Source organism: Polaromonas sp. OV174 (assembly GCF_900112285.1).
GTDB lineage: Bacteria > Pseudomonadota > Gammaproteobacteria > Burkholderiales > Burkholderiaceae_C > Polaromonas.
In genome coordinates, this window is sequence record NZ_FOKZ01000011.1 from 118,708 (window position 1) to 145,252 (window position 26,545).

The following is a 26,545-nucleotide window of genomic DNA, read 5'->3' on the forward strand; positions in this document are numbered from 1 at the left end:
GCATAAGAAGTCGCGTCTCCTGGGGTTCCAACCCCACTTCAGGAGATCGCGATGGACGTCTTCAATGCCCTCACGGAGCTGGCCGCTTCTCGACTTCGAGCGAGCGCTTTGGCCCCCTTTGTTCAACCCTTCTGGGACCGGCTGTCTGAGCAGCGGTACTCGCCGGGCACGGTTCGCCAGTACACGAACTGCGTTGCCCACTTCGCCCACTGGTCAAGACGGCGGCGCTTCGCACTTCAGACGCTCGACCAACACGTTGTTGCCTTCCTCAACGAACACCTGCCTTGCTGCACTTGCGCTGCCCCTGTGCAGCGCAGCCGTAACCAGGTCCGCGCGGCTCTGCAGCACTTGAAGGCTGTTGTCTGCGCTTCGGGCGTCCAACAAGATGCCCGCCAGGGCAGCCTGGTCGATGAACAACTGCTGCGCTTCGACGACTACCTGCTTCACGCCAAGGGGCTCGCTGACAGCACGCGCCTTCGGCGCACGACGATTATTCGCGCGTTGCTGTCCTTGACCTCGAACTCGACGACGCCGGTGGCCGAGGAACTGCGGCAATTCCTGGCCCAAGAGCTGTCGCGGGTGAGCGCCGCCAGCGGCGGCGTTACCGCGACCGCAGTGCGCAGCTACCTGCGCTTCCGTGCCTTCGAGGGCGATCGCGTCGAGCACCTACTGCCGGTGGTCGCTGCGCCGGCACATTGGCGTCTTGCACCTTTGCCGCAGACGCTCGCGCCCGACGAGGTCAATCGGCTGCTGGTTGCCTTCCCGGCGGATCTACCGTCGCGCCTGCGCTGTTACGCCCTCGTGCGCTGCGTCGTCGACCTCGGACTGCGCAGCAGCGAGGCGATCGCGCTGGAACTCGACGACATCGACTGGGTGACCGGCACAGTTCGCATCAGCAGGAGCAAATCGCGACGAGCCGATGTGCTGCCGCTGCCGCAACTCACCGGCGCTGCCATTGCTGACTACGTGCGATCGGAACGCCCCCAGACCACGAGCCGCCGGGTCTTCGTTCGGCACGTGGCGCCTGTAGATGAACCAGTGGCCGCCGACGTCGTCAGGCGTGCCGTGCGCCAGGCATATCGCCGCGCCGGGTTGCCGTACACCCGGGTGCACATTCTTCGGCACACGCTGGCCAGCCGGCTTCTAAACACCGGCGGCACGCTCAAGGAGGTCGCCGATGTGCTTCGCCATCGCGAGCTGGACACCTCACTCATCTACGCCAAGGTCGACTTCGGCCGGCTGGGCGCGGTGGCCATGCCCTGGCCCGGGAGCCGGCCATGAGTGCGGCAACACCGATGCAAGAGGCTGTGGAGCGTTATCTCGAGGATCGCCGCCGCCTGGGCTTTGCGCTGACGGCACCCGCCACCGAGCTCGCGCGATTTGCCCGGTACGCCGACGCACGAGAACATCGAGGCCCACTCACGCAGGAGCTGATGCTGGGTTGGGCACGGGAGCATGTGCATCGAACCAGCGACGTGACTGCAGCACGCAGGCTGGAGATCGTGCTTCCATTCGCCGCGCATTACCGGCAGTTCGAGCCGGCTACGGAGATTCCCCCCAAGGGCATCCTTGGTCGTGGTCATCGGCGCCTGGCGCCGCACATTTACACGGACCAGGAGATCATCCAGTTGCTCGACGCTGCCGGCCGACTGACCTTGACCTGGCCTCTTCGAGCGCTAACCTACCGCAGCCTATTCGGGCTGATCGCAGCGGCCGGCCTCAGGCTGTCCGAAGCGCTGATGCTCACGCTGGGCGACGTCGACCCGCAGGCCGCCGCGCTCACCGTGCGCCAGACCAAGTTCCACAAGTCCCGCCGCCTGCCGCTTCATCCGAGCACGGTGCGGGAACTCGAGCTGTACCGGCAAGCGCGAGACCGATGCCAGAGCACCGAGGACAGCGCCCCGTTCTTCGTCTCGCACGATGGTGGGCATCTGCCCACGCGCACGGTAGAGAACGTCTTCCGGCGCCTGCAACCAGGACTCGGCTGGCGCGCCCGCGGCGACCATCCTTATCCCCGGATCCACGATCTGAGGCACACCATGGCGGTGCGGCGCTTGCAGCGCTGGCGCGAGTCTGGTCAGTCCATCGACCACGCGATGTTCTGGCTTTGCACCTACCTGGGCCACGCCAAGATCTCCGACACCTACTGGTATCTGTCCGGCATCCCGGAGTTGATGGACACCATCGGCGCTCGGTTCGAGCGCTTTGTCGGCGTCGTCGGGCAAGGGGGTGAGTGATGAACCGCCAGACCGCACCGACATTCGCCGGCCTCGTGCAGGAATTCTTCACCGACTACATGGTGCAGCAGCGCGCCTTGAGCCCGCGCACGGTAGCCTCATACCGGGACACTTTCGTGCTGTTGCTGCGCTTCGCCGAAGACAAGCTGCGCCTGCCGGCGCACGGGATGACAATGGCCGACCTCAATGCCCGGTTCTTGGCCGACTTCCTGGATCACCTGGAGGCCCAGCGACACAACTCCGTGCGAAGTCGCAATGTTCGATTGGCCGCGGTTCGAGCGTTCCTGAAGTTCGCCGCCAGGCGTGACCCGGCCAACCTGGGCGTAATCGAGAACGCGTTGGCCGTGCCGATGAAGCGCTTCGAACGCAAGATGGTCGGCTTCGTGCCGCACGAACAGATGCTGGCGGTGATCGACGTGGCGAGCGACACCTGGATCGGGCAGCGAGACCGATTGATGCTGACACTCATGTTCAACACGGGTGCTCGCGTCTCCGAGATCATCGGCGTGCGCGTGGCCGACGTCGTGCTCGGGCCGAGTAACAGCATCCGGCTGCGCGGCAAGGGGCGCAAACAGCGCTCACTGCCGTTGTGGAAGAGTTCGGCTCGGGCCGTGCGCGACTGGCTGCACTTGAATCCACAGTTGCACCAGGATTCGCCGCTTCTGCCCACGCGAGACGGACGGGCAATGACCAGGGCCAATGTCGCCCAGCGCCTGAAGCTGGCAGTCGAGGTGGCGTCGGTCAAACACGCGCAGCTCAAGACGATGTCGGTGTCGCCGCACGTCGTGCGGCATTCCACTGCGATGAGCCTGTTGCAATCCGGGGTAGACCCTTGTGAGATCGCGCTCTGGCTGGGTCACGAGAGCCCTTCGACAACTCACATGTACGTCGAGGCGGATCTGGCCATGAAGGAGCGCGCGCTGGCGCGGCTGAAGCAACCAGAGATCAAGCAAGCGCGGTATCGCGCGCCGAAGGCCCTGTTGGCGTTCCTACAAGGGCTGTGATTATGCGAAGCATTGTCGGCGCCCTGAGGCGAGCCTGCCCAGGGTGCCGACTCCACAGCGTGGCGCCGACTTCGCATAAAAGCGGAGTTCGCCTTATTCCGGCCAATGGCAATCGGCCGGATCTGGTTCTCGATCCAGTTGTTGTCCACGGGCAATTGCCCGTCATCAACGAAGCGCGTCAGCGCAGTCCAGCGCCGCAGGCTGTAATCCAGCGCCCTGGCAGTCGCCGAGCTGTCCGGCAACTTTTGCCGCTGCAATGTCATCCACTCGTGCAGCGCATCGAGCACTGGCTTGACGTGCTGCTGTCGGATGGCCTGGCGCTGATCGGCGTTCAGCACCTTGACCTCGCGTTCGATGTCGTAGACCTTGGCGAACTGCTCCAGCGCGAACCCGGCGATCTGGCTTTTGTGGGCCGCGTGCAGGTCAAAGAATTTGCGCCGGGCGTGCGCCAGGCAACCAGCTTCGGTGATGCCATTGGCAAACCCGGCCTTGTAGCCGCTGAAGTCATCACATACCAGGCTGCCCCGCCAGTTGCTGAGGAAGAACCTGGCATGTTCACCGGCTCTGGACTCGCAGAAGTCGTACACCACGGCTTTCATGCCTTCGAAGGCGCCTGGCGCGTAGGCCCACAGGTAAGCCCGGTGCGTTGTGCCCTTGCCAGGCTTGAGCATCTGCACCGGCGTCTCGTCAGCGTGCAGCACGCGGTGGCTGAGTATCTCGGCCTTCAGCGCATCAACCAGCGGCTGCAGCCGCACGCCGCAGGCGCCCACCCACTGCGCCAGGGTCGAGCGGGGGATGGCCAGACCGGCGCGAGCAAAGATGGTTTCCTGGCGGTACAGGGGCAGGTGGTCGGCGTACTTGGCCACTAGCACCTGGGCTAGCAGGCCGGCGGTGGGGATGCCTTTGTCGATCACATGCGCACCGACCGGCGCCTGGGAGATGGTCTCGCACTGCGCGCAGGCCCACTTGCCACGGATGTGGCGCTCCACCGTGAACACGCCGGGCACATAGTCCAGTTTTTCGGCAACGTCTTCGCCGATGCGTTTCATCTGGCAGCCGCATTGGCAGGTCGTCCATTCCGGCTCGTGGCGGATCTCGCGCCGCGGCAGGTGGGCCGGCAGCGGCTGGCGTTTGGGCTGTTGTTTGGCCTCGGGGGCCACCGCCGGCGGCTGGAGTTGTTCGATCTCGTGGGCGACCGCCGCCAGATCGGCCTCGATCTCGTCTTCGAGCAGGCTGCGCTGCTCGGCGTTGAAGCGTTCGGACTGGGCGGCGAACTTCATGCGCTTGAGCAGCGCGTTCTCATGGGTGAGTTTGGCGTTGAGCGCCTGGCTGTGGCGCAGTTCGGTGAGCAGCCGCGTGGTCATCTCGCGCAGTTGCTCGGCGCTCAGGTCATCCAGGGATTGCGGCTGCATCAACATGACAGGCAGTGTGCCAAGGGAGCCCCTTGACTGCCATGCGCAAATCCACGGATTGCGCGCCGGCTTCAGACCACGGTGATGATGCCGGCGTCTGCTCCAGCGTGTCCAGCACGGGCCATCGCAGGCATTCGAGGTGCGGAAGCTGGTCGCGCAGCAGCGGAACATCGTGCCGCCGGAGGTTGTGCCCAGCAGTACACCGCCCCCAAGAGCAAAGCTGTTCAAGGCAACCGCGACCGGGACGCTTTCGCGGGTGAGCAAGCACTATCGAGCGCACCATCACTGTTGATTTCCATCCAGAAGTGACCCAGTTGGCCCACTGGCTCAACTTCCAGTCGGCGCCAACAGCAGGCAAGGCGAGATCGCAGCCAATGTGTCTTCCTCGGCACCGAATTCGCAACACGAGATCCCAACCGAAGAGTTTCACCCCCTCTCACTCTGGCGGTGGTCTTTCAATAATGCAGTCCGAAGAACGGGCACGGCGTTGCGCATCCGGTCAAACTGGTCATCGGGCACGTACGGTTGCGTCCGGTCGGCACCGATTCTTTGGGCATCGGCTTCGATCTTCAGCTCGACCATAGCAAGCTGCGGCTCGGTGAGCAGCCGGGGCAGCGCGGCCTGGAGTGCACTGAGACTCGTGAAGGTGAAACTCCGTGTATACCCGGTGGCTGAAGCGAATGCCGCGAACTCATGCGGGGGCGAGCAGCCGGGTCTCGTCATGTTGACTGCACCGTTGAATTGGACCGCATTGTTGATGACGACGTGGATCATCCAGGCGGGACGAGCGCTCGCAACGCTCACCATCCCGCCCAGTTCCATGAGAAGGCTGGCATCGCCATCGACGGCAATGATGGGGATGTCGGGCCGCGCGAGCGAGATCCCCAATGCGAGGCACGCGGCTCCGCCCATGAGAGGAACCGAGTCGATACGCCGATGCTTATCACCAAGCTCGTCGAATGCGAACATCGCAGACATCGTTGAGACAAGTACCGAACGAGGTGCATGCGACTCTCTGGCAGCGGAAATCGCGCCGCAGGCTTCCATCAGATTCATAGTGTGATTCTTCCGAGCGTCAAGCCCATGTCGTGTAGCGTCCGACCAGCACTGCTGCAGCGCCCCCGGCCGTGCTCGTGTGAGCAAACGCGTGATCCAGGGACGCCAGCTGATCGTCGTCATCAAGCGCCCAGTAGGGGACATTGCATGCCTCAAGAATCGGCTCCGTCAGGCGCACGACGTTGCGCTTCGACTCCCGTGTGGAATGCCCCATATTTTCTTGTTCACGACCGAATTGGCCGACGAGAAAAACCAATGGAATGCGTGCGTCGATGCATATTGCACGCAGGCTGTTCAACCCTTTGTGCAATCCCTGGTTTTGTACCATCAGGATCGGACGGCGACCACCCAGATAGAGACCCGCTGCCGTTGTGATCGCCTGATCTTCTGTGCAGGCGAAGATCTGCCGAATTCCGTCGATGCCACTTTGCAGGCGCTCGTGTACGGAGAACTGCACGAAGTCCGGCACAGTCACCACATCGCTAACTCCCGCCGCCTTCAGTCGAAGGCAAACGCCGCTTGCGCTGGGTCCGAGGGCGTCGCTTGGGCCACCCCACGCGGTAACGCTCATGCAAATTCTCCTGTGAATGAAATAACCCCCATCCTGGCCCAGAACAGCCGGGCCGCAGCGTATCGAAGATGCGCCAATGTCATGGAGTGGACAGTTCCATCAACGCTCCGTCCCAGTCGATCAACACGGTTCATGCCGGAGAGCCCTTTGCATCCTCGCGGATCAAGTCGGCCGCCCGCTCGGCGATCATGATCGTCGCCGCGTTCGTATTGCCCGACACGATTGTCGGCATGATCGACGCGTCGACCACTCTCAGCCCGGCGACGCCACGCACGCGCAGCCGCGGATCGACGACTGCGAGGTCATCGGAGCCCATGCGACAGGTTCCACACTGATGGTAGGCAGAGAAGGCGTGCTGTCGAGCTGCTTCAAGCCACTCGTCGTCCGTGCGCACGGAGGCACTTGGCTGGAGTTCTTCCGCCACAAGTGGTGATAGCGCGGATGTCGACGTCATGCGCCGCACCAGCTTCGCGCCTTCCACAGTGAGTCGCTGGTCGTACTCTGTAGTGAGGTAGTTTCCACTCATCGCCGCAGCCTGAATTGGATCGCGTGAGCGAATCCATAGGCGCCCGCGGCTCGTTGGTCGCATCGGGTAGAACAGGAGTGTGAACCCCGAAAAGGGATGCGGAGCAGAGCCGCGTTCGGGCGCACTGATTGTGCTCAGGAAGACTTGGATGTCGGGAGTCTTCGATTCGGGCAAGAGGCGAGTCATGGCTGCGGCCGACATGACGCCGACCGCGAGCGGTCCCGTCCTGAAGAGAAGGTAGCGCAAACCCGTTCGAGCCTTCGACCAGATCGAATTCAGTTCGTCGTTCGTGGTGACCGGTTTTGTGCATCTGTACACAAGCCGAAGGGCGAGGTGGTCCTGCAGGTTCTCGCCAACCCCGGGCAGGTCGGCGATCACCGGAATTCCGTGCTCTGCAAGCAAAGCGGCAGGACCGATGCCGGAGAGCTGCAGCAGCTGCGGCGATTGCAGCGCGCCCGCAGCGAGGATGACCTCCTTTGCTGCAGAAGCCGCCGATTCGATGCCGTGCCGTCGCCACCGCACGCCGGTCGCGCGCCGTCCCTCAAATGTCACCGCTGTTGCATGCGCATCGGTCAAAACAGTCAAGTTCGCACGGCTGCGTGCCGGCTGCAAATAGGCCACCGACGTCGAGCAGCGCCGGCCGTTGCGGGTCGTGATCTGAATGTACCCCGCGCCTTCCTGCGCCGCACCGTTGAAATCCTCGTTCGCGGGAATCCCCAGCTTCATCGCGGCCTGAATGAATGCGTCCCCGAGCTCTCCGCGGTTGGGAACATCCGAGACCCACAGGGGCCCGTCCCCGCCGTGCAGTTCGCTGGCTCCGCGCGAGTTTCGCTCCGATTTGATGAAGTAGCGCTGTGCCTCGCGCCTGTTCCATCCCGTCGCCCCCAGCCGCTCCCACTCGTCAAAATCCTCCAGTTGTCCACGCACATGGATCATTCCGTTGATGGAGCTCGATCCTCCCAGCGTACGACCCCTCGGCCAGTTAATGCTGCGGCCGTTCAGCGAAGGATCCGGCTGCGTCCAGAAGCGCCAGTCCAACTGCTCGTGATGCATCGTCTTGCCATAGCCGATTGGCACGTGAATCCAGGGATTGCGATCCTGCGGACCCGCCTCAAGTAGCAGCACTGTGGAGCGCCCGTCCTCGCTCAGCCTGTTGGCAAGCACACACCCGGCCGAGCCCGCGCCGACAATCACGTAGTCATAGGTCGTGTTCATGTTCTGGCTTCCAGTCGCATGTTGTTCGCGCCAGTGGTATCTCGACCACTGGCGCTCGTCGCGATCCGCTTCTTGCGGTCGCGCAGATCCACGATCCCTGGCTCATGCCGCGGATCATCGCGGCTCGACAGGATGTTGTGCTTTTGAATTTTCTGGGTGCCCGTTTTGGGAATCTCCCCTTTGAAGAGGATCCATCCGGGCGCCTTGTAGTAAGCGAGCCTTTCGCGGCAAAAATCATGGACCTCCGACGCGATTTCCACCCGACGCCCGTTGTCCAGAGCCTGCGCGCGTACTCCCGCTATCAGGACAACGCAAGCCAGCACCTCTTCTTCGCGCAATTCGTCCTTTACTGCGAGGACGGCAGCATGCTCGATCAGCGGATGCGTCATCAGCAATGCTTCTACTTCGGCAGCGGCGATGTTCTCGCCCGATCGGCGGATGATGTTCTTGCGCCTGTCGACGAAGTGCAGCATCCCGGATTCGTCTTTCACCACGACATCCCCGGTGTGGAACCAACCGTCCTTCCAGGCAGACTCCGTTGCCTCGGGGTCGTCGAGGTACCCGGTGAAGAAATCTTTGCGCGGCTGCGCCTCGGAATGGCGCACGAGCATCTCTCCGGGAGCGTTCAGGCCCGCTTCATTGCCTGCGTCGTCGACCACTTTCACCTGCAACCCCGGCACGGCCGGCCCGAATGCACGTGAGCCGACACAACGGGGCGGGACATTGTCGACAAGAACGCGCACGATCTCGGTCATGCCCCAGATCTCAAGAAGGGGAAAACCAAACCTTTTTTCGAACTTCGCTTGCAGTTGCGGCTCAACGCCTGCCCCGAAGCCGAACCGCACGGAATGCATTCGATCCAACTCGGACTCCGGCTGATCTAGAAGGAGGGGGACGATCACTCCGAGGTGGTGGATGATGGTCGCATGCGACTGCCTCACCTCCTGCCACCAACGCGACGGCTGGAAGCGATCGCTTTGAATCTGGCATCCGCCAGTCAGCAGCATGCAAAAGAACGAGAGAACCGAGGCATTGACGTGGTAGAGCGGCAGCGCGTTGTAGAGGCGCTCGCTGCGTTCTCGAACCTCCGCTAGGTGCCCGCGGCTCGCGTACCATGCCCCAGCAGCCAGCTCATACCTGTGGGAGAGAACGCAACCCTTCGGCCGACCGGTGGTGCCTGAGGTGTAGAGAATGCTGGCGGAAGTGCTAGAGCGGACTGCATCTTTCTCGCGTCGCCGGCGCGGCGATCGCAACAACGCCTCGAATTGATCGATCTCCACCAGCACGGGCTTTTCGAAGGTCGTCATCAGCACGGATTCGACAATGGTGCGCCGGACCGCAAGCAGCACGATCAAGTCAAGCTTGGCGTGGTCGATCAGGTATGCAAGTTCCGAGGCCCGGTACTCCGGATTCACGGGAACGCAGCAAGCCCCGATCACGTTCAGTGCCAGCTTGTGGACGAAGTGCTCAGGCCGGTTGTCGAGGAAGAGTCCCACGCGATGTCCCGGGCCATACCCGGCAGCAAGGTATTGACGAGCCAGTTCTTCGACGGCCAACGCACTGTTCTGGTAAGTGAGTTCGTACCCGAGCGGGTGGTAGTCGCGGTTCGGATTGTGAGGTGCCGCTACGAGCGGCAACTCCCCGAAGACATCGGCGGCGCGGTGCAGCGCCGATCCGATCGTTTCCTCGTCTCCGAGTTGAATCATCATCCCTCCAGAACTCCGGCAGCAACGATTTCTGCTGCGGAACTCGGGTAGAGCTTCGTGCTGTCCAACGGCTGGGGACGAGAGTTGCTCGCGGCTACCATCCTCATCATCGCTCGCGGATAGGGATGGTAATCGTGCGTCGCGTAGTGCTGCGTGGCGACGTTGTCCCAGATCGTCAAAAGGTCAGGCTCCCAGGTGAGTCTTACCTGGTAGTCGGGGCGCTTCGCCATTCCGAACAGGAACTGGAGCAGGGCCGTGCTCACCTCTTCAGGGACCCCGTGAACGAAGGTCGTGAAATGCCGGTGTGCAAAGACCTGCGCCCGACCGGTCACCGGGTGGCGGATGACGATGGGATGGTCGGCGACCCGCTTCGACAACTTCTGCTCCGCTTCCGACGTGCTCTTGCTTGCCATGTAATTCATTTCGCGCAGCCGCCAGAACAAGTCATGACGAGCGACGAATCGCGAGAGCATCTCCTGCATCGGCTCGGGCAGGTCTTCGTAGATAGCAGCGTTACTTGCCCAGAGCGTGTCGCCCCCCGAAGGCGGAATGTCCACTGCCCGCAGGAAGGTGTAGGCAGAGGGAAGCGCGTTGTAGGTGTTGTCCGTATGCCATGTGGCAGTGTCCGCCGGTATGGGCTTGGCTGGGTCGTAGGTGACCAGCTGAATCTCGGGGTGCTCCGCGGGGGAACCGAATACCGGATGCGAGCTTTCGAGATTCCCGAACTCGCGGCCCAATCGCACGAACGCCTCCGGCGTAAGAGGTTGCTTTCGTACAAAGACGACACCGAATTCGTTGACGGCCTTTCGCAGATCCTTGTAGACCTCCTTGTTCTCGACCTCGTTGAAGTTCACCTCGCTGATGTAGGCGCCGATCCGGGGCGTTGCCCGTTTGACCTTGAAGTGCTTATAGTCCATGACAAATCCTTTTCATCTGTGTGTTGAAGGAACTACGAACGTGGACACGCCGTGTTGCGTGACCGCAAGAGATTCAATGTTGCTGCAGGATCTGCGCATCGAAACAAGGTCGAGGCGCCGCACTGTCATTGGGTGGACAGTTCCCGCATTTACCTATCAGCAGGCGCCCTCGTTGTTTGAACAAGCGGGGGGTGCTTGCGGATTTGTATCGTCTAGGGTGTTTGCCAGCTGAGCACGTAGCGCTCGACGGCTGCGACGCTGGCTGCCAGCGTGGTCGACAGGACCCCCAGGATCAGCAGCACGGAGAACGTCTCGTTGATTGCGAATGTCTGGGTGTACTGTGCGACGATCACTCCCAGCCCATTTTGCGAAGCGATCATCTCCGCCACGACAACCCCCAAGAGGGAGTAGGTGACCGCCAGTTGCAGTCCCGAAAAGATCGACGGAAGCGAGATCGGCAGGACCACCTTGAGGAACGTCTGCGAGGTGCTTGCGCACATCATTCGCGACATCACCAGAAGATCTGGGTCTGCGTTCTTGAGGCCCGACCTGGTCGTGATCAGCAGGATGAAGAACACCAGGCTGATTCCCGCAACCGTCTTCGCTTCAACGCCGATTCCGAACCAGAGAATGAATAGCGGCGCCAGGGCGACCCGTGGGATGCTGTTCAATCCGCTGATGACGGGATTGAGCATGGCGTCGACCGTCGGAAACGCGGCGAGAGTGAGACCTGCAATGATTCCCAGGAGAGATCCCAGTGTGAACGCAAGCAGTGTGGCCATCATGGTCGAAGCCAGGTGAGGCCAGATGCTGTTGTCGGCTATCTGCCGCCCAAGCGCATTCAGCACCTGGCTCGGCCTGCCGACAAAACGCTCGTCGACATAGCCGGTGATGGCGGCAATTTCCCACGCGAGGCAGATGGCGAGCACGATCAGCACTCGCCCGCTGATGATGTAGGCGGGAGACGAGGCAGTTGTCCCCGAATTTGCCGGCGGCTTGGCTGTCGAACTTTTAAAAATTGCGTTCATGAATTTTCCTCAAACGTGCAATGCTTCTCGAACTTGCCGGCGAAGGTCCCGAAATTCCGGGACGTCGACCAGGTCACCGATGCGGCGCGGTCGCGGCAGTGCTACCCGCAAGTCATGCGTGACGCGCCCTTTGCTCAGGACGACAACACGGTCCGCCATGCTGATGGCTTCGTTGATGTCGTGGGTGACCAGAACGACTGTTCGGCCGCTGCCCTCCCACAGTTGAAGGAACTTGGGCTGCAAGGTCTCTTTTGTCTGGGCGTCCAGAGCCGCGAAGGGTTCGTCAAGAAGCACAAGGTCCGGGTCGATCGCCAATGTCCTGGCGAACGCGACCCGCTGCCGCATGCCTTGTGAAAGCTGGCTCCTGTACTTGCCCTCGCTGTCTTCGAGACCAACCTGCTTCAGCCATGCTCGAGCCGTGTCTTCCCGCTCCGAACGCGCAACGCCCCGCAATTCCAGCCCAAAAGCAACGTTGTCCAAGGCGCGTCGCCAAGGCATCAGCGAGTCACGTGCGGACATATAGCCTGTTGAAGGGCGGGGGCCGACGATGAGCTCGCCACCCACGCTGATCCGGCCGCCGGCAGCCGGGAAAAGGCCCGCGATCAGGTTGAGAAGCGTTGTCTTGCCGCAGCCGCTGACGCCAACGAGGGCGACGAACTCGCCACTGTTGATGCTGAGGTTGACGCCATCCAGGACGAGCGATTCGCTATACCGATAGCTGACGTTTTCGAGATCCAGCAGCACCGGAGCTTGCCGAGGCACGAGCGAGGCGTTCACGGGTACCAGGCGGGGGTTGACCCTTGCAACACTTGAATTGTTCTGCATGCTTGCTCCAGCCCTTAGCACTTCGCGCCATACGAAGCTGGCGTGACCGGTTCGCTGATGATGCCTTTGTCCATAAGCAGCTCGTTTGCCGCCTTGAGGTGCTCAGGCGTGAAGCTGCCATTCGGCGATAGATGGCGCAGCATCTCCTTGAGCGCCGCGGCAATCACGCCTGGCGCGTTTCCCTTGAGTCGCTTTTCGATTGCGGCGACCGATGCGTCGAAATTTTCAGGCCGGGACATCCACTCCATGCTTTCCTTGATGGAGCGGCACATGGCCCGCACCACTGCAGGATTGCCGTCCATGTAGTCCTGAGTGCTGGCCACGTGCGTTGTGAAGAGCCACTTCAGGTAAGCAGGGAAGTCATCGGGTGCGACAAGTGTCTTGTACGAACCCGGATGGAGGGCGTCGAGCGTCTGCGTCGCGGGAGGGAGCGCGATGTATGCGTCGATCGTTCCACCGACCAGCGCTGCCATTCCCGTCGCGGCACCACCTACCCCGATCAGCGTGACGTTCTCGCCGGGCTTCAGTCCCGCATCCCTGAGCATCCGCTCAACCACAGCAGCGATGTGAGACCCAAGGGCAATCACACCCACGCGTTTGCCACGCAAGTCCGCCATCGGCTGAGGATATGGCTTTCCCGCGCTGGGCGTCGGTACGGATGACCGAGCAATGATGCTGAAATAGTTGTCGGCCCATACGTTGATCAACCCCTTGATCTTGTGGCCTTTCGCGACTTGAGGAAAGGTCACCAAGGGCCCTCCTCCATCAACAAATGGAGTAGATCCGCTCAAGAGCGACGCAACCATCGCAGGCCCCGAGCTGAACGCGACCAGTTCAACGTCAAGTCCATTTTTCTTGAAAATCCCTTGAGCGTCAGCGACGAAAAATGGCGCGTTGGTGACGCCCGTGAAATACCCGAACTTCACCTTCATCTCCTCGGCGGCCTGCGCAGGCTGCGTGGAAAACGAAAAGAACACAAAAATTGCCGAAAGCAAATGCAGGAATAAGCGCGTCAAGAGAGTCTCCTTCTTTACTTGGAATCAGCGCCAGCGTCTCTCTCGGCGCCAGGGGGCTGTGTACAATCGCCGCTCACCAGCGAGCTCATTCACAGCTCGAACCAACGACCATTTCTCGAACTTTAAGCGAAGTGATGCATCACTGGATTGGCGTGACACATAGTAGGGGTGGAATTCCCTGTCGGGACATGACAAAAATCGGCCGAATGTCAACGTGAAGACAGTTCTTCAGAACTCTGCGTACCTCGCACTCGGTCGTGTTCTTCTCCTGAAGAATCCGGGGTTCGATCGGTGTGCCCCGGAAACGATCAAAGAGCTGATGGCGCACGCCTGGGTGAACCGCTGCGAGCGCGGAGATTTGGTCTGCGAGGTCAATGACCCGTTCGATCACCTCTGCCTCGTCATCGAAGGTGTGATCGAAATCCGCACAGTCATGTTAGGCCGACGCCACCTGATGACATTCCTCGCGGCGGGGGAACTGACGGGTGTGTTGTGTTGCATCGATGGCAAAGGGCAGCTGCACGATTTGATCGCTCATTCGGACGTCGTCCTGATGTACGTTCCCGGAGACCTGATCCGCCGTCGCCGGTTCATCGATCCTGCTCTCAGCGTCGCGCTTGAGCTGCAGTTGGCGTATCGAAGCAGGCGCTTGTACGAGCTTCTTGCCGGAGCGTCCTTGCTCTCGCTCAGGGCAAGGCTTGCGCGACTGCTCGTGCAGTTGGAAAGCGGATTCGGAATCCACAGGGGTGCTGCTGACATCATCAGCTTGCGCCTATCTCAGACCGATATAGCGGATCTTCTTGGTACCAGTCGCCAATGGGCGAACAGGGAATTGAACGAGCTGGAGAAGCTGGGCATGATCCGCGTCAAGCGATCCTCGGTTGAAATCCTGGACTTGAAAGCCCTTGCTGAGGTGGGTTCTCCCGGGTAGTTGCCCTGAACATCGTTCTTCCGGCGCCGAACGCTGGTTCTGGTTTGATCCACCGTTCCACCCGAACCAGAGCGTCTTGCTCCACCGCCAGCCGGACAACGTCTGGCGCATCGACTTTCAACTCGGCTGGGATGGCCGATCCCGAAGAGGAGAAGAAGCTCGAACGCATCACTCCACGCGTCAACGCCATGATGCGTCAGGCGCTCGGCCGAGAGGTTCCGTTCGAACTGGAATGGGCTAGCGTCTATACGTTTGTGTGTCCGCGCCGAAGTAGAAGTGAGCCACCGGGCCGATTGAGAAGTGAGCCAGGGTTGGAAGCCGACTTTGCGATGGTCGGCTGGCTACTCATGCTGTAGACAGTCCAAGCGGCTGCGACAGCGACATCTCCGTCATCCGTTTCAGGTACTTTTGGCCGCAATTTCGGCCCTGAGTTTGACGCCCATGACCATGGGTCACGAACCGCACAGCGTCAGTGCGCGCCATCAACTACCCGCTTGAAGACCTGCAAGCAAACCTGAGGCTGGCAGCCACACGATGTGCAGGACGTCCTAACGGACGTCCTGAAGGAAATCTAAGCCATCCGGTATTTGTCAGGCGTAGCAGTCGAGCCTTGATTGCCTAGAACCCGTACAGCTTCTGGTCCGCCGTGACGATTAACCAAAGTATTTTGGTCATCCTTGGCCATCCGGTCGATCTTTTCGGGATCGAGCAGCTTGCGAAGTTCTAGCTCCAGCTCGGCGACCACATGCGCCATCGCCGGTTCCGAAGCAATATTCACCAACTCTTCGGGGTCCGACTGCAAATCGAACAACTCGGCTGGAAAGCCGACGTAGTAATGAAATTTGTAGCGCGCCTTCGTCACCATATAGGCTGCAGAGGGCGATCCCAACGCGTGATACTCGCTGAACCCAACACGGCTCTCGTCATCGTCTTCATTGGCGATGGTAAGCAGTGACTTTCCGGGTAATGCGCGTTCTTCATCCGTCGGCGTCAAACCAACGCATTCGAGGAATGTTGGATACAGATCGGCAAGTCCGACGTTGGTCATGCAGGTCTTTCCAGCCGGAATGCCCTCACCCATCGCAATCATCGGTATCGCGGTTGACTCACGGTACATGGTGCTTTTGTTCCAGAGTCCTCGTGTTCCCAGGTTGTCTCCGTGATCCGTCGAGTAAATGACTCTGGTGTTGCCCAGCAAACCGGTGCGGCGCAACACTTCCATCACGATGCCGATTTGGTCGTCCAGATAGGAAATCAAACCCAGATAACACTGCACGGCCAAGCGACGGCGCTCATCCGTGCCAAGTGCTGCATCGTGGTCCCAGTTACGGGCCAACTGCTCGACCCACGGGTGACGGCTGTGTCCTTTGGCAGGGATCAACTTGTCCGGGACATTGATTTTTTCCAGTGGATACATATCCAGGTAGGGCTGCGGCACCATGAATGGCATGTGCGGGGCTACATAACCGAGGGACAGTATCCAGGGTTTGTCTTCGGGCGTTTGCGCAATGTCTTCAAGCCACGCCACGGCCATCCTGGTGATGTCGTGGTCGTAACGGTTGTAGCTCGAGGTCCCGGCCCCGAGTTCATCGAAAATGGTGGAGCGCCTGTCGTAGAAAGGGAGTGGATCGCGCACGGATGCCCAGATCAGTCCGATGCCGCCAGCTATGTGCATCGGGGAGTGTTGCTTGTCGAACCCCGTATCGTCTGACTCGTTGCGGTAGTGCAGCTTACCCATGGATTCAACGCGCATGCCGTTGCGCTGCAGCGAATGACCCCAGCTCTTATACGCACCATCGTAGGCGATGGCGTTGTCCCAATAACGATTCTGATGAGGAAAAAGGCCTGTCGCGACACTGGCCCGTGCGGGCACGCAGATCGGCGATGTGGTCCATGCTTTTGCAAAGCGCGTTCCCGATGCCGCCATGCTGTCCATGTTGGGCGTCTTGACCAAGTTGTTACCCGAACATCCCATATAACGGGGGTCATGTTCGTCCGAAAAGATAAATACAAGATTTGCCGGTTTCACGCTAGCTCCATCAGGTTAGCCGGCAAGTCTATGCCCGCTAACTGTGCTCGCCAATTGGTTGTTTGGCAACGGGGAGTTCGAAGTTCAGCAAGCTATCGAAGCGGGCTTCCAACCAGATGCTTGACCAGCATCCGGGCCGGCAGAGACAGAGCCTCCTTCTTCGTGCATATCAGCATGGTTCGCCGGGCCCAGGACTCATTTAGTCTGATCAGACGCAGTGACAGACTGTGCTGAAATACCTTCACGGCTCCTTCTGGCACCACTCCGATACCAATTCCCGCCTGAATCATTCTGCAAACCGACTCAAAGCTGCGCACCTGTACGCTGACGTTCAGAACATGCCCGGAATCAGCCGCCGCGTCGGCAAGCAGCTGCATCAGTGCAGCGCTTCCATCGAGACCCACAAAACTATATCCAACCAGTTCGCTGAAATGAACGCTGGGGCCCTTGAGCGGATGGTCGGTCGGTACAACGACGCAAAGAGGGTCGGGGCATAGCGTCTCGCTGTCCAGTCCCTCAAGGGGTATTCCAGAGGTCACAATTCCAACGTCTGCAGCTCGTTCCTGGACAGCGCGAATGATCGACGCGCTACCCGCTTCCCGGATGTCCACTTCGATGTCGGGTTTTGCATCGCGAAAGGACGCCAGCAACTCAGGCAAGGATTGCTGCATGATAGAAGAGTTGGCATACAAGCGAACGCGACCCTTGGAACCTGAAGCGAAATCAGACATCTCGGCTGACAGCTGACCGAGTGCCCCCAAAACGCGCCTTGCATGTTGAGCGAGGGCCTCGCCTGCCAGCGTGGGAACTACGCCGCCCTTCAGACGATGGAGAAGCTGCGCGTCAAACTGCTTTTCGAGTTGCGTAATGCGTCGGCTGGCAGCCGAAAGAACGATGTGAGAGGCGATCGCGCCTTTCGAAATGCTTTTCGACTCGACGACTTTCAGGAAGAGCGCAAGCGAGATTGGGTCAGCCAACATCATCCAATCTTAGCGCTGTCGGAGTATGCTTATTTGGCAGCGTTGAAGCGCTGAACCAATCGCTGGTGATAGGCACGTTCTGCCACGATCACCTTGGAAAAGTCAGTTGAGGGCATTCCAACAATCTGCATTTCCGCCTTTGAAAGAACGGCCACGGTTGCAGGGTCTGCGAGGACAGTTCGGATGCCTTGTTCGAGTTGGCGCGTGATGCCCTGGGGCGTGCCCACAGGAGCGAAGAAGCCAAACCATGATGCGGCCACGACATCCACGCCAACCGCCTCTCGAGCGGTGGGAATATCCGGAAAGCTCGGGTGCCTTTCGGACTGGAATACCACATAAGGCTTGAGTTTTCCGGCCTTGATGTGCGGCAAGAGAGGCGCCAGATTGAATACGGTCAACGGAACCTGTCCACTGATGACGTCCGTCAGAGCCACACCGGTGTAGGGAACCGATATGAAGTTCGCTTTGCTCGCGGCATTGAACATTTCCATGGCCAGCGTGGTATTGCTTCCCAGGCCGGGGTTTGCATAGGCCAGCGGAGACTTCTTTGAAAGCTCGATGAGCTGCGCAGCGTCAGTCGCGGGTACTGCGGCATTTCCCACCAGAAAAACAGTCTGTTTGACCGCCATGACCAAGGGCAGAAAATCCTTTTCCGGCGAATACGAAAGCTTGGGAATGATGAACTGTGCCAGCGTGAGATCAGAGTTGTTGGCACAGAGAATGGTGTAGCCGTCCGCAGCTGACTTGGCGACGTACGCCGAACCAATCGTTCCCGATGCGCCGACCTTGTTTTCGACCACGACGGGCTGCTTAACGACAGTAGCGAGTCGCTCGGCGACCGTTCGACACATCATGTCAAGTCCACCGCCAGCGTTATAAGGAACTACGAACTTCACTGGCTTCGTTGGCCACTCCTGAGCATAAGTGTGCGAAAAACCCATCAACGAGGTGCTTACAAGAAGCAGCAGTTTTGCAAACGTTTTCATTGTCTCGGTCTTTATAGGTAAGTGACCGGAGATTCTAGAATTTGAACGCCAATACGGGCATTGGTATTACGACAACCAAGGTTTCGCTAACGGCGAAGCACCGGCTAACTGCTATTTCAACTACGTTACGCTGCGCCCTGCAACCCGGACAACGCAAACCCTGCGGAGAAATCAAATGACTGACTACTTCGCAGGGTTTCCCGTTGCACCACATTAGGTAGTACCCGTGCGCTCAGTTCAGGTCGAGCTTTGACTTCTGCGCAAGATCTTTCCATTTACGGGTATCGTTAGCAACGAATTCCTGAATCTCCTTTGGACTGCCCTTGACGGATACAGACCATTGGCATTGGAGCTTACCAGCCACAATGTTCGCCAGCTTTCGGTTCTCCACCAGTTTGCAAGTCTTGGGGCGAAGTGCCCGATCCCAGGCAGCCTGATCTGCCTGAGTGGCCCGATAGCACCCTGTGCCACCGTTGCGCCAGATCTCACGGCTGATGGTCGATGGCGCTCGCTTGAGAAGTATTGCGATTGAGCGGATTGACTGGCCTGCCACCACAGCGCGCGATATTTCTTCTCGTTCAGCTAACGTCAGCGCCAGTCTTGACCGGCAACGCTCTGGCGGGCGTATCCCACCCGTCTCAGCCAAGATGCCGCGTACTGATCCGTGATTCCTATCGAATAGCTGGGCTATCTGTTGGAGAGATTCGCCTTTCTTCCAGCGCTCCCACATTAAAGCTTTCTGGCTTTGCGTGTAATAGATCCGTGGTCTTTGCTTCATCTGCAACACTCCTTCTGCTTACGCAGTGTTTAGTGTGTTGCATCGACCGGTTGAATCCGCCGTCGAGAGCACCAGTTCGCAATCGGCGTCAGCGGACGTTCAAGATGAAGTCCCGCAGCTGTATGTTCCCGACGTCGGCTGTACATCTGAAACCGGCCATCGGGCCTGCGAGGATCGCTGGCTCTCGGATGACCGCTGTTGGACACAGACCGTGAGGTCACAGTCCGGCCAGGGCCGACCGCAACCGCTGCTCTGCTGACATCCAAGCTGCAATCGTTAGATGGCGGCTTTGGGCCCGATGCCGCCGGTCACAGCTCTAGCTTGAAGGCCGGCGTGCAGTCTGAAGCGGTCATATCCCAGACCGTTGCAGCGGCAGTAAGGTGTTCCGGTCAACTCACCGAACCAGGGATCACCACCAACCGAACCAACTGTTCACGTGCGGCCGAAATACGCATCCAGACCACAAGCACATTCTCCGAATTCGATTTAGCTGCAGCTTGGCTGTAGTTGAATGAGCCCGTCTCTGTGTGCTTGCCGTCCACCACGATGTACTTGTCGTGATGGATCGCATAAGACGAGATCACCCGCGTCGGTATTCCGGCGCCAACCACCAGATTCATCGCCGCTATGTTGGCTTTGCCACGGTTGCCTTTGTCGTCGAGCAACACAGACACGTCGATGCCGCGCCGCTTCGCGGCGATCAGGGCGCGGACAACCGCCGGTGACGTGAAGGAATAGCCCGCCAACCGGATCGATTGCCTCGCACTGTCGATCACCTTGAGCACCAAGGCTTCCGCGTTCGCTTCAGGCGAAAACGCCACTTCGACTTGTTGGCTGGACGGCAGGGCGCCTGGTGTGCTGGCACAGCCCGCAAAAAGGACAACCGCGAAACCCAGAATGGTGCGTCGTGTGGCGGGAACGAACGAAGATCTCATGTATTGCTCAAGTTGAAGCCGCGACTTTAGCAAGCCTCGCCCAAGCTAAAGGCTCGCGCCAATGCGGATTTGGCGCCTGTTTCTCAGGATTGCGTCTAACAGAGAGAATGAGGGGGGTAGCAGCAAATTTGCGTTGCGCTTAATTCGCGACAGAAGAAATGACGTAAGTTATTGTTATTAAACAGTTTTTCTGGGCAATTTTTTGCGCTTAACTCGTTCCGTGCCCAGCAGATCAGCATTCCCGCTACACATCAAACGGGCTTCCTCGAAGCGCCGTCCCAGTGGGTACGCATCCGTTTTCTTGAGAACGCAGCCAAGCATGTGCTGGTACCCTGCTTGCAAGAGCACGGTGAGCTTGCCCAGACAACGATGACGCCGGCGTGCACCAGCTTGGCCAGCGTTCAGGGTTTCTAAGTCGACATTTGGACAGATAGCCAAGCCAGTCGTGCACGCTTCCCCGGCGCACCCCCGGCGATCAATGGACGGCGCACGCTTCTTGGTTGCCCGACGGCGGCAGCAAAACTCGCATCGTGCGGGCGCTCTATGTAAAAGAGGGAGAAGTGAGAAGAAACACGGGACATGCACCCTAACGCTTCTTCAATCCGGCGAACTGGGCTCACGCAGTCTGCGCACGCCAGCAGCAGCATGCGTATCGTCCTGGTGCTAGCGGCGGTACGCTTAATTGTCTTTTGTGTTGGCCACGGTACGCTTAATTGTCTTTAAGTGCCTCTGTGGCGGTATTCTTAATTGTCTCTAGCCAGAACTGGTCTTCGGGGCTGATCCCCCAAAGCGAATCCTGTGAGTTTAACTGGCCGGCCGGCCCAACGGCTCAGCACCAGAAACCACGGCCGCCACATGGCGACCGGGCGCCTTCATGGGCCAGGCCACCAGCAACCACAGCAGCATCAGGCCGCCGCAAACCAGGAACAGCCCCTGGGGGCCGTGGGTTTTGGTGATCCAGCCGCCGAGCGCGCCGCCGGCAAAAAAGCCCAGCGACTGCAAGGTGTTGTAGACCCCCAGCGCCGCGCCGCGCGCATGCGGCGGCGCCAGCCGCGAGGCCAGGCTGGGCTGGCTCGCCTCCAGCACATTGAAGCCGCAAAAAAACAGCACCAGCAACACGCCCAACAGGCCCAGACCGGGCCCGACCGGTGCCGACACCGCCCACAGCAAGCCGCCCTGCACCAAAAAGATCAGGCTCACCGCACCCAGGAAAACGGCGCGCAGATAACCCCGCTTTTCCAGCGGAAACAGCGTCATGCCCATGACCAAAAAGGAAGCTAGTACGGCGGGCAGATAGACCTGCCAGTGTCGCGTTTTCTCCAGCCCCGCGGCCACCAGTAGCGCCGGAATGGCCATCCACATGGCCAGTTGCACGGCATGCAGCACAAACACGCCAAAATCCAGCCGCAGCAGCGCCGGGTCTTTCAGCACCTCCAGTACGCTGCCGCGCGAGGGCTGGCTGTGCTTGAGCGGCTCGGCCGGCACCCACCACAGCACGACGGCGATGCCGACCAGAGCCAGCGCGCCGGTCAGGGCAAAAATGCCGTACAAACCAATGGCACCGGCCAGCCACGGCGCCAGCAGCAGCGACAGCGCAAACATCAGGGCAATGCTGCCGCCCACCAGCGCCATCGCCTTGGTGCGCACTTCATCGCGGGTGCAATCGGCCAGCAGCGCGGTGACGGCGGCAGAAATAGCGCCCGCGCCCTGCAGCGAACGGCCGGCCGTCAGCCAGTTCAGGTCGGGCGCCCAGGCGGCGACAAAGCTGCCCAGAGCAAACATCAGCAGCCCGACAATCATCACGCGCTTGCGGCCCCACCAGTCCGAAGCCAGGCCAAACGGGATTTGCAAAAAGCCCTGGGTCAAGCCGTAAATGCCCATGGCCAGGCCGACGCGGGCCGGGTCATCGCCGCCTGGATAGCGGGCGGCCTCCAGCGCAAACACCGGCAGCACCAGAAACAGGCCCAGCATGCGCAGGGCAAAAATCGAAGCCAGGGACAAGCTGGCACGCCGCTCGGTGGCGGTCATCGGAAACGATGGGGCAGCAGAAGACACGGATAAAAGATCTGAAAAGGTAGGATTTCGGCGACATCAGCCGTCATGGCGGGTTCAGGCGCCGTTTTACGGCGGTATCACCGGCCGCACCGACGGGTACACAGACGTCTATTGTGCTTGAAACGGTGCTTCGGTCTATGATGGAAAGTTTTGCGGCGCCCCATCCTGTGAACCATCCCAACGACAGCAAGTACCTTGCCAGTGTGCTGGCAACCCAGCGCATCAGCATACGCGGGGCGCGCACGCACAACCTCAAGAACATAGACCTGGATATTCCGCGCAACCAGCTGGTGGTGATCACCGGCCTGAGCGGTTCGGGCAAGTCCAGCCTGGCCTTTGACACCCTGTATGCCGAGGGCCAGCGCCGTTACGTTGAAAGTCTGAGCACTTACGCGCGGCAGTTCCTGCAGCTGATGGACAAACCCGACGTGGACATGATCGAAGGCCTGTCGCCGGCGATTTCCATCGAACAAAAGGCCACTTCGCACAACCCACGCTCCACTGTCGGCACGGTGACCGAGATCCACGACTACCTGCGCCTGCTGTTTGCCCGCGCCGGCACGCCCTTTTGCCCCGAGCACGACCTGCCGCTGCAGGCGCAAAGCGTCAGCGAGATGGTCGATACCGTGCTGGCCTTGCCCGAAGACACCAAGCTGATGATCCTGGCGCCGGTGGCGCGTGAACGCAAGGGCGAGTTTGTCGACCTGTTTGCCGAGATGCAGGCCCAGGGCTATGTACGCTTTCGCGTCGATGGCACGGCCTACGAATTTAACGAACTGCCGGCGCTGAAGAAAACCGAGAAGCACAACATCGACGTTGTGATAGACCGCGTCAAGGTGCGCGCCGACCTGCAGCAGCGCCTGGCCGAAAGCTTCGAGGCCGCGCTGCGGCTGGCCGAGGGCAAGGCCCTGGCGCTGGAGATGGACACGGGGAAAGAGCACCTTTTTAGTGCCAAATTTTCCTGCCCGGTCTGCAGCTACAGCCTGAGCGAGATGGAGCCGCGGCTGTTCTCCTTCAACTCGCCGGTGGGCGCCTGCCCCAGCTGCGACGGGCTGGGCCACATGGAGTTTTTCGACCCGGCACGGGTGGTGGCCTTTCCCTCGCTGAGCCTGGCCAGCGGCGCCGTCAAGGGCTGGGACAGGCGCAATGCCTATTACTTCTCCATGCTGGAGAGTCTGGCCAGCCACTACAAATTTGACATCGATACGGCCTATGAAGACTTGCCTGAAAACGTTCAACAAGTGGTGCTGCACGGCTCTGGCGAAGAAGACATCAAGTTCAGCTATGTGATGGAGTCTGGCAACTCCGCTGGCAAGAAGGTCAGCAAGAAGCACCCCTTCGAAGGCGTGATCACCAACTTTGAACGCCGTTACCGCGAGACCGATTCCGCCGTCGTACGCGAAGATCTGTCGCGTTACCGCAGCCTGCAGGCCTGCCCCGAATGCGCCGGCACACGCCTGCGCAAAGAGGCCCGCCATGTCTATCTGGTCGGCAAGTCCGCAGGCGAGGCTGCGGCGCCGGCGCGCAAAGCGATTTATGAAATCAGCCACATCACCCTGCGCGAGAGCTTTGACTACTTCAACACGCTGCGCATGGAAGGCGCCAAGGCCGAGATCGCCGACAAGGTGGTGCGCGAAATCGGCCTGCGCCTGAAGTTTCTCAACGACGTGGGCCTCAATTACCTGAGCCTGGACCGCAGCGCCGAAACGCTCTCGGGCGGTGAGTCGCAACGGATCCGCCTGGCCTCGCAAATCGGCTCCGGCCTGACCGGCGTGATGTATGTGCTGGACGAGCCCAGCATAGGCCTGCACCAGCGCGATAACGACCGCCTGATAGGCACGCTCAAACACCTGCGCGACATCGGCAACAGCGTGCTGGTGGTCGAGCACGACGAAGACATGATTCGCGCCGCCGACCACGTGATCGATATGGGCCCAGGCGCCGGCATTCACGGCGGCCGCGTCATGGCGCAAGGCACGTTTGAAGAGGTGCAGGCCAACCCCGATTCGCTGACCGGCAAGTATCTGGCGCAGACGCTGAAGATCGCCGTGCCTGCGCGCCGCACGCCCTGGCTGCCCACCGTGAAAGCGGTGCAAGCAGTCGAGAAAAAGAAGCTGTCGCGCTTTCCGCTCAGCCCGCAAGCGGAGCGCCGCGCCGCACGCGAGGCCCAGCACCTGGCGACCCAGGGCGACATGCAGGCGCTGCGCGTCGTCAATGCCAGCGGCCACAACCTCAAGGGCGTGAGCGTGGAGTTTCCCGTTGGCCTGCTGACCTGCGTGACCGGCGTGTCCGGCTCGGGCAAGTCCACGCTGGTCAACGACACGCTGTATGCCGCCGTGGCGCGCACGCTGTACCGCGCGCATGACGAGCCCGCGCCGCACGAAAGCATTGAAGGCATAGAGCATTTCGACAAGGTCATCAACGTCGACCAGTCGCCGATAGGCCGCACGCCGCGCAGCAACCCGGCCACCTACACCGGCCTATTCACGCCCATACGTGAGCTGATGGCGGAAATGAACACGGCACGCGAGCGTGGCTATGGCGCCGGGCGCTTTTCCTTCAACGTCGCCGGTGGCCGCTGCGAGGCCTGCCAGGGTGACGGCGTGGTGAAGGTGGAGATGCACTTTCTGCCCGATGTCTACGTGCCCTGCGATGTCTGCAAGGGTATGCGCTACAACCGCGAAACACTGGAGGTGCAGTACAAGGGCAAGAACATCGCCCAAATCCTGGACCTCACGGTCGAGACTGCCGCCGAGTTCTTCAAGGCCGTGCCTCACATCGCGCGCAAGCTGCACACCCTGCTGGACGTGGGCCTCTCCTACATCAAGCTGGGCCAGGCCGCTACCACGCTGTCGGGCGGCGAGGCGCAGCGCGTCAAGCTGGCGTTGGAACTCAGCAAGCGCGACACCGGCCGAACCCTCTACATCCTGGATGAACCGACCACCGGCCTGCACTTTGCCGACATCGACCTGCTGCTCAAGGTGCTGCACCAGTTGCGCGATGCCGGCAACACGATTGTGGTGATTGAGCACAACCTCGACGTCATCAAGACGGCCGACTGGCTGATAGACATGGGCCCTGAGGGAGGCGCCGGAGGCGGCACGGTGGTGGGCGTTGGCACGCCCGAAGACATCGCCGCCAATCCCGACAGCCATACCGGCCGCTATCTGGCGCGCCTGCTCTGATTTTTTTGCCGCTCGACGTGTGACGCGTCAGTGCCTACAGGAGATTCTCCCTTGAACAGTCCTTCCATTTTCACCCGCCGCAAAGTGGTGTTTCTCATCGCCACCCTGTGCTGCCTGCTCTGGGGCAGCGCCTACCCGGCCATCAAGAACGGCTATGCGCTGTTCAACATTGCCGCCGATGACATCCCTTCCAAACTGGTGTTTGCCGGCTACCGCTTTCTCTTCGCCGGCCTGGTGCTGTTGGTGATTGCCGCAGCGGGCAAAAAAACGCTGGCGCTGAGCCGCCGCACCCTGGGCCAGGTGACGCTGCTGGGCCTGACCCAGACCAGCTTGCAGTATGTGTTCTTCTACATCGGGCTGGCCTACGCCACCGGCGTGAAAAGCTCCATCATGAACGCCACCGGCACTTTTTTCAGCGTGCTGCTGGCCCACTACATCTACAAAAACGACAAGCTCAGCTTTAACAAGGTCCTGGGTTGCATCGTCGGCTTTATTGGCGTGATGGTGGTCAACTTCAGCGCCGGCCTCTTGAGCTTTGATTTCACGCTGCTGGGCGAGGGCTTTGTCGTGATCGCCGCCTTTGTGCTGTCGGCCGCCAGTATTTACGGCAAAAAGGTGTCGCAGCATGTCGACTCGGTGGTACTGACCGGCTATCAGTTGGCCATAGGCGGTCTGGCGCTGCTGCTGATAGGCTTTGCCGCCGGCGGCACGCTGACCGGCTTCAGCTTCAAATCCACTGCCCTGCTGGCCTACCTGGTGATTCTGTCGTCAGCGGCGTTTTCACTCTGGACCATCTTGCTTAAGTACAACCGGGTCAGCATGGTCACCGTCTTCAACTTCATGGTTCCGGTGTTCGGCACCCTGCTGTCGGCACTGTTCCTGAACGAGAGCTTTCTGGAATGGAAGAACGGCCTGGCGCTGTTGCTGGTCTGCTACGGTATCTGGTTGGTGACCAAGGAAGAAAAGCCCGTGCCGGTGCTGGCAAAAAGCTGATGGCGGCTGGGCCGGGACAGACGCCCGCGGCACGCGCATCCGGAAATCATCGGGCAAGGGCGGCACAACCCAAGGTAACTACGCATTGACGGGAAAGCCCTCAAAGGCGAAATTCGCAGCTTTGGTAGCTCGGCAAGGTCTGTGACCCAAAGGCGAATGC

The 26,545-nt window shown here is 60.4% G+C and carries 19 protein-coding genes and 3 pseudogenes; 7 read left to right on the forward strand and 15 right to left on the reverse strand.

From position 1 onward, the window contains the following. Nucleotides 1-51 precede the first annotated feature (51 nt). The 3 genes and pseudogenes from BM160_RS11770 to BM160_RS11780 all read left to right on the forward strand — a co-directional run. Nucleotides 52-1,281: a tyrosine-type recombinase/integrase gene (locus BM160_RS11770; RefSeq protein ID WP_092005318.1), complete on the forward strand. Its 1,230-nt coding sequence runs from the start codon at nt 52-54 to the stop codon at nt 1,279-1,281. Continuing rightward, nucleotides 1,278-2,237 (forward strand): tyrosine-type recombinase/integrase, encoded by a 960-nt coding sequence (locus BM160_RS11775; protein WP_092005321.1) that lies wholly within the window; start codon nt 1,278-1,280, stop codon nt 2,235-2,237. The genes BM160_RS11770 and BM160_RS11775 overlap by 4 nt, the downstream gene beginning before the upstream one ends. Beyond that, nucleotides 2,237-3,076, forward strand: a pseudogene (locus BM160_RS11780) (tyrosine-type recombinase/integrase); the annotation flags it as partial. The gene BM160_RS11775 and the pseudogene BM160_RS11780, both read left to right, overlap by 1 nt. A 38-nt stretch (nt 3,077-3,114) precedes the next feature. Here BM160_RS11780 and BM160_RS11785 read toward each other — a convergent pair. The 9 genes from BM160_RS11785 to BM160_RS11825 all read right to left on the reverse strand — a co-directional run bounded on the left by BM160_RS11785 (nt 3,115) and on the right by BM160_RS11825 (nt 13,513). After that, nucleotides 3,115-4,653 (reverse strand): IS66 family transposase, encoded by a 1,539-nt coding sequence (locus BM160_RS11785; protein WP_369821777.1) that lies wholly within the window; start codon nt 4,651-4,653, stop codon nt 3,115-3,117. 426 nt (nt 4,654-5,079) lie between these two features. Further along, nucleotides 5,080-5,709, reverse strand: a complete 630-nt coding sequence (locus BM160_RS11790) for a thiamine pyrophosphate-dependent enzyme (RefSeq protein ID WP_177218994.1) — start codon at nt 5,707-5,709, stop codon at nt 5,080-5,082. Between the two features lie 19 nt (nt 5,710-5,728). Beyond that, nucleotides 5,729-6,280: a thiamine pyrophosphate-binding protein gene (locus BM160_RS11795; RefSeq protein WP_092005330.1), complete on the reverse strand. Its 552-nt coding sequence runs from the start codon at nt 6,278-6,280 to the stop codon at nt 5,729-5,731. A 130-nt stretch (nt 6,281-6,410) separates the two neighbouring features. Continuing rightward, nucleotides 6,411-8,021 carry a GMC family oxidoreductase gene (locus BM160_RS11800; protein ID WP_092005332.1) on the reverse strand — a complete coding sequence of 537 codons (1,611 nt, stop codon included), beginning with the start codon at nt 8,019-8,021 and terminating at the stop codon, nt 6,411-6,413. Continuing rightward, entirely contained in the window at nt 8,018-9,727 is a 1,710-nt protein-coding gene (locus tag BM160_RS11805) for an AMP-binding protein (RefSeq protein ID WP_092005420.1), read from the reverse strand. Before BM160_RS11805 ends, BM160_RS11800 begins: the two co-directional genes overlap by 4 nt. Next, nucleotides 9,727-10,644, reverse strand: a complete 918-nt coding sequence (locus BM160_RS11810; RefSeq protein ID WP_092005335.1) for a TauD/TfdA dioxygenase family protein — start codon at nt 10,642-10,644, stop codon at nt 9,727-9,729. Before BM160_RS11810 ends, BM160_RS11805 begins: the two co-directional genes overlap by 1 nt. Nucleotides 10,645-10,856: 212 nt before the next feature. Further along, a complete protein-coding gene (locus tag BM160_RS11815) occupies nt 10,857-11,672 on the reverse strand; it encodes an ABC transporter permease (protein ID WP_092005338.1) in 816 nt (271 codons plus the stop codon). Nucleotides 11,673-11,681: 9 nt separating this feature from the next. Further along, nucleotides 11,682-12,497 carry an ABC transporter ATP-binding protein gene (locus BM160_RS11820; protein ID WP_092005341.1) on the reverse strand — a complete coding sequence of 272 codons (816 nt, stop codon included), beginning with the start codon at nt 12,495-12,497 and terminating at the stop codon, nt 11,682-11,684. Between the two features lie 14 nt (nt 12,498-12,511). Beyond that, the gene (locus tag BM160_RS11825) at nt 12,512-13,513 is read right to left on the reverse strand and encodes an ABC transporter substrate-binding protein (protein ID WP_092005344.1); all 1,002 of its coding nucleotides are present in this window, start codon (nt 13,511-13,513) and stop codon (nt 12,512-12,514) included. 214 nt (nt 13,514-13,727) lie between these two features. On the opposite strand from BM160_RS11825, the gene BM160_RS11830 reads away from it, so the two are divergent. Both BM160_RS11830 and BM160_RS11835 read left to right on the forward strand, forming a co-directional pair. After that, nucleotides 13,728-14,444, forward strand: a complete 717-nt coding sequence (locus tag BM160_RS11830; protein ID WP_143093237.1) for a Crp/Fnr family transcriptional regulator — start codon at nt 13,728-13,730, stop codon at nt 14,442-14,444. 25 nt (nt 14,445-14,469) lie between these two features. Beyond that, a pseudogene (locus tag BM160_RS11835) lies at nt 14,470-14,719 on the forward strand (FAD-dependent oxidoreductase); the annotation flags it as partial. Between the two features lie 296 nt (nt 14,720-15,015). On the opposite strand, the gene BM160_RS11840 reads toward BM160_RS11835, so the two are convergent. From BM160_RS11840 to BM160_RS11870, 6 genes and pseudogenes are all read right to left on the reverse strand, one after another. Further along, nucleotides 15,016-16,473 carry a sulfatase-like hydrolase/transferase gene (locus BM160_RS11840; RefSeq protein WP_092005350.1) on the reverse strand — a complete coding sequence of 486 codons (1,458 nt, stop codon included), beginning with the start codon at nt 16,471-16,473 and terminating at the stop codon, nt 15,016-15,018. A 92-nt stretch (nt 16,474-16,565) separates the two neighbouring features. Beyond that, complete coding sequence (locus BM160_RS11845; RefSeq protein ID WP_177218995.1) at nt 16,566-17,453, reverse strand: LysR family transcriptional regulator; 888 nt, start codon at nt 17,451-17,453, stop codon at nt 16,566-16,568. 29 nt (nt 17,454-17,482) lie between these two features. Beyond that, nucleotides 17,483-18,439 (reverse strand): Bug family tripartite tricarboxylate transporter substrate binding protein, encoded by a 957-nt coding sequence (locus BM160_RS11850; RefSeq protein WP_092005356.1) that lies wholly within the window; start codon nt 18,437-18,439, stop codon nt 17,483-17,485. A 334-nt stretch (nt 18,440-18,773) separates the two neighbouring features. After that, nucleotides 18,774-19,217, reverse strand: a pseudogene (locus BM160_RS11855) (transposase); the annotation flags it as partial. A 389-nt stretch (nt 19,218-19,606) separates the two neighbouring features. Beyond that, nucleotides 19,607-20,152 carry a phospholipase D family nuclease gene (locus BM160_RS11860; RefSeq protein ID WP_092005359.1) on the reverse strand — a complete coding sequence of 182 codons (546 nt, stop codon included), beginning with the start codon at nt 20,150-20,152 and terminating at the stop codon, nt 19,607-19,609. 804 nt (nt 20,153-20,956) lie between these two features. Then, nucleotides 20,957-22,180 carry an MFS transporter gene (locus BM160_RS11870; protein WP_092005364.1) on the reverse strand — a complete coding sequence of 408 codons (1,224 nt, stop codon included), beginning with the start codon at nt 22,178-22,180 and terminating at the stop codon, nt 20,957-20,959. A gap of 167 nt (nt 22,181-22,347) precedes the next feature. Here BM160_RS11870 and uvrA point away from each other — a divergent pair, with 167 nt between their 5' ends. Together uvrA and BM160_RS11880 are read left to right on the forward strand one after the other, a co-directional pair. Continuing rightward, the gene (uvrA, locus tag BM160_RS11875) at nt 22,348-25,392 is read left to right on the forward strand and encodes an excinuclease ABC subunit UvrA (protein WP_255368845.1); all 3,045 of its coding nucleotides are present in this window, start codon (nt 22,348-22,350) and stop codon (nt 25,390-25,392) included. Between the two features lie 51 nt (nt 25,393-25,443). Further along, nucleotides 25,444-26,385, forward strand: a complete 942-nt coding sequence (locus BM160_RS11880) for a DMT family transporter (RefSeq protein ID WP_092005368.1) — start codon at nt 25,444-25,446, stop codon at nt 26,383-26,385. Nucleotides 26,386-26,545 lie beyond the last annotated feature (160 nt).

Excerpts from the sequence above, each read along its gene's own strand:
- BM160_RS11860 (WP_092005359.1), bottom strand. The coding sequence starts at position 20,152 with ATGAGATCTTCGTTCGTTCCCGCCACACGACGCACCATTCTGGGTTTC.
- BM160_RS11790 (WP_177218994.1), bottom strand. The coding sequence starts at position 5,709 with ATGAATCTGATGGAAGCCTGCGGCGCGATTTCCGCTGCCAGAGAGTCG.
- BM160_RS11815 (WP_092005338.1), bottom strand. The coding sequence starts at position 11,672 with ATGAACGCAATTTTTAAAAGTTCGACAGCCAAGCCGCCGGCAAATTCG.
- BM160_RS11785 (WP_369821777.1), bottom strand. The coding sequence starts at position 4,653 with ATGCAGCCGCAATCCCTGGATGACCTGAGCGCCGAGCAACTGCGCGAG.
- BM160_RS11850 (WP_092005356.1), bottom strand. The coding sequence starts at position 18,439 with ATGAAAACGTTTGCAAAACTGCTGCTTCTTGTAAGCACCTCGTTGATG.
- BM160_RS11870 (WP_092005364.1), bottom strand. The coding sequence starts at position 22,180 with ATGACCGCCACCGAGCGGCGTGCCAGCTTGTCCCTGGCTTCGATTTTT.
- BM160_RS11800 (WP_092005332.1), bottom strand. The coding sequence starts at position 8,021 with ATGAACACGACCTATGACTACGTGATTGTCGGCGCGGGCTCGGCCGGG.
- BM160_RS11805 (WP_092005420.1), bottom strand. The coding sequence starts at position 9,727 with ATGATTCAACTCGGAGACGAGGAAACGATCGGATCGGCGCTGCACCGC.
- BM160_RS11775 (WP_092005321.1), top strand. The coding sequence starts at position 1,278 with ATGAGTGCGGCAACACCGATGCAAGAGGCTGTGGAGCGTTATCTCGAG.
- uvrA (WP_255368845.1), top strand. The coding sequence starts at position 22,348 with ATGGAAAGTTTTGCGGCGCCCCATCCTGTGAACCATCCCAACGACAGC.
- BM160_RS11810 (WP_092005335.1), bottom strand. The coding sequence starts at position 10,644 with ATGGACTATAAGCACTTCAAGGTCAAACGGGCAACGCCCCGGATCGGC.
- BM160_RS11845 (WP_177218995.1), bottom strand. The coding sequence starts at position 17,453 with ATGTTGGCTGACCCAATCTCGCTTGCGCTCTTCCTGAAAGTCGTCGAG.
- BM160_RS11770 (WP_092005318.1), top strand. The coding sequence starts at position 52 with ATGGACGTCTTCAATGCCCTCACGGAGCTGGCCGCTTCTCGACTTCGA.
- BM160_RS11820 (WP_092005341.1), bottom strand. The coding sequence starts at position 12,497 with ATGCAGAACAATTCAAGTGTTGCAAGGGTCAACCCCCGCCTGGTACCC.
- BM160_RS11795 (WP_092005330.1), bottom strand. The coding sequence starts at position 6,280 with ATGAGCGTTACCGCGTGGGGTGGCCCAAGCGACGCCCTCGGACCCAGC.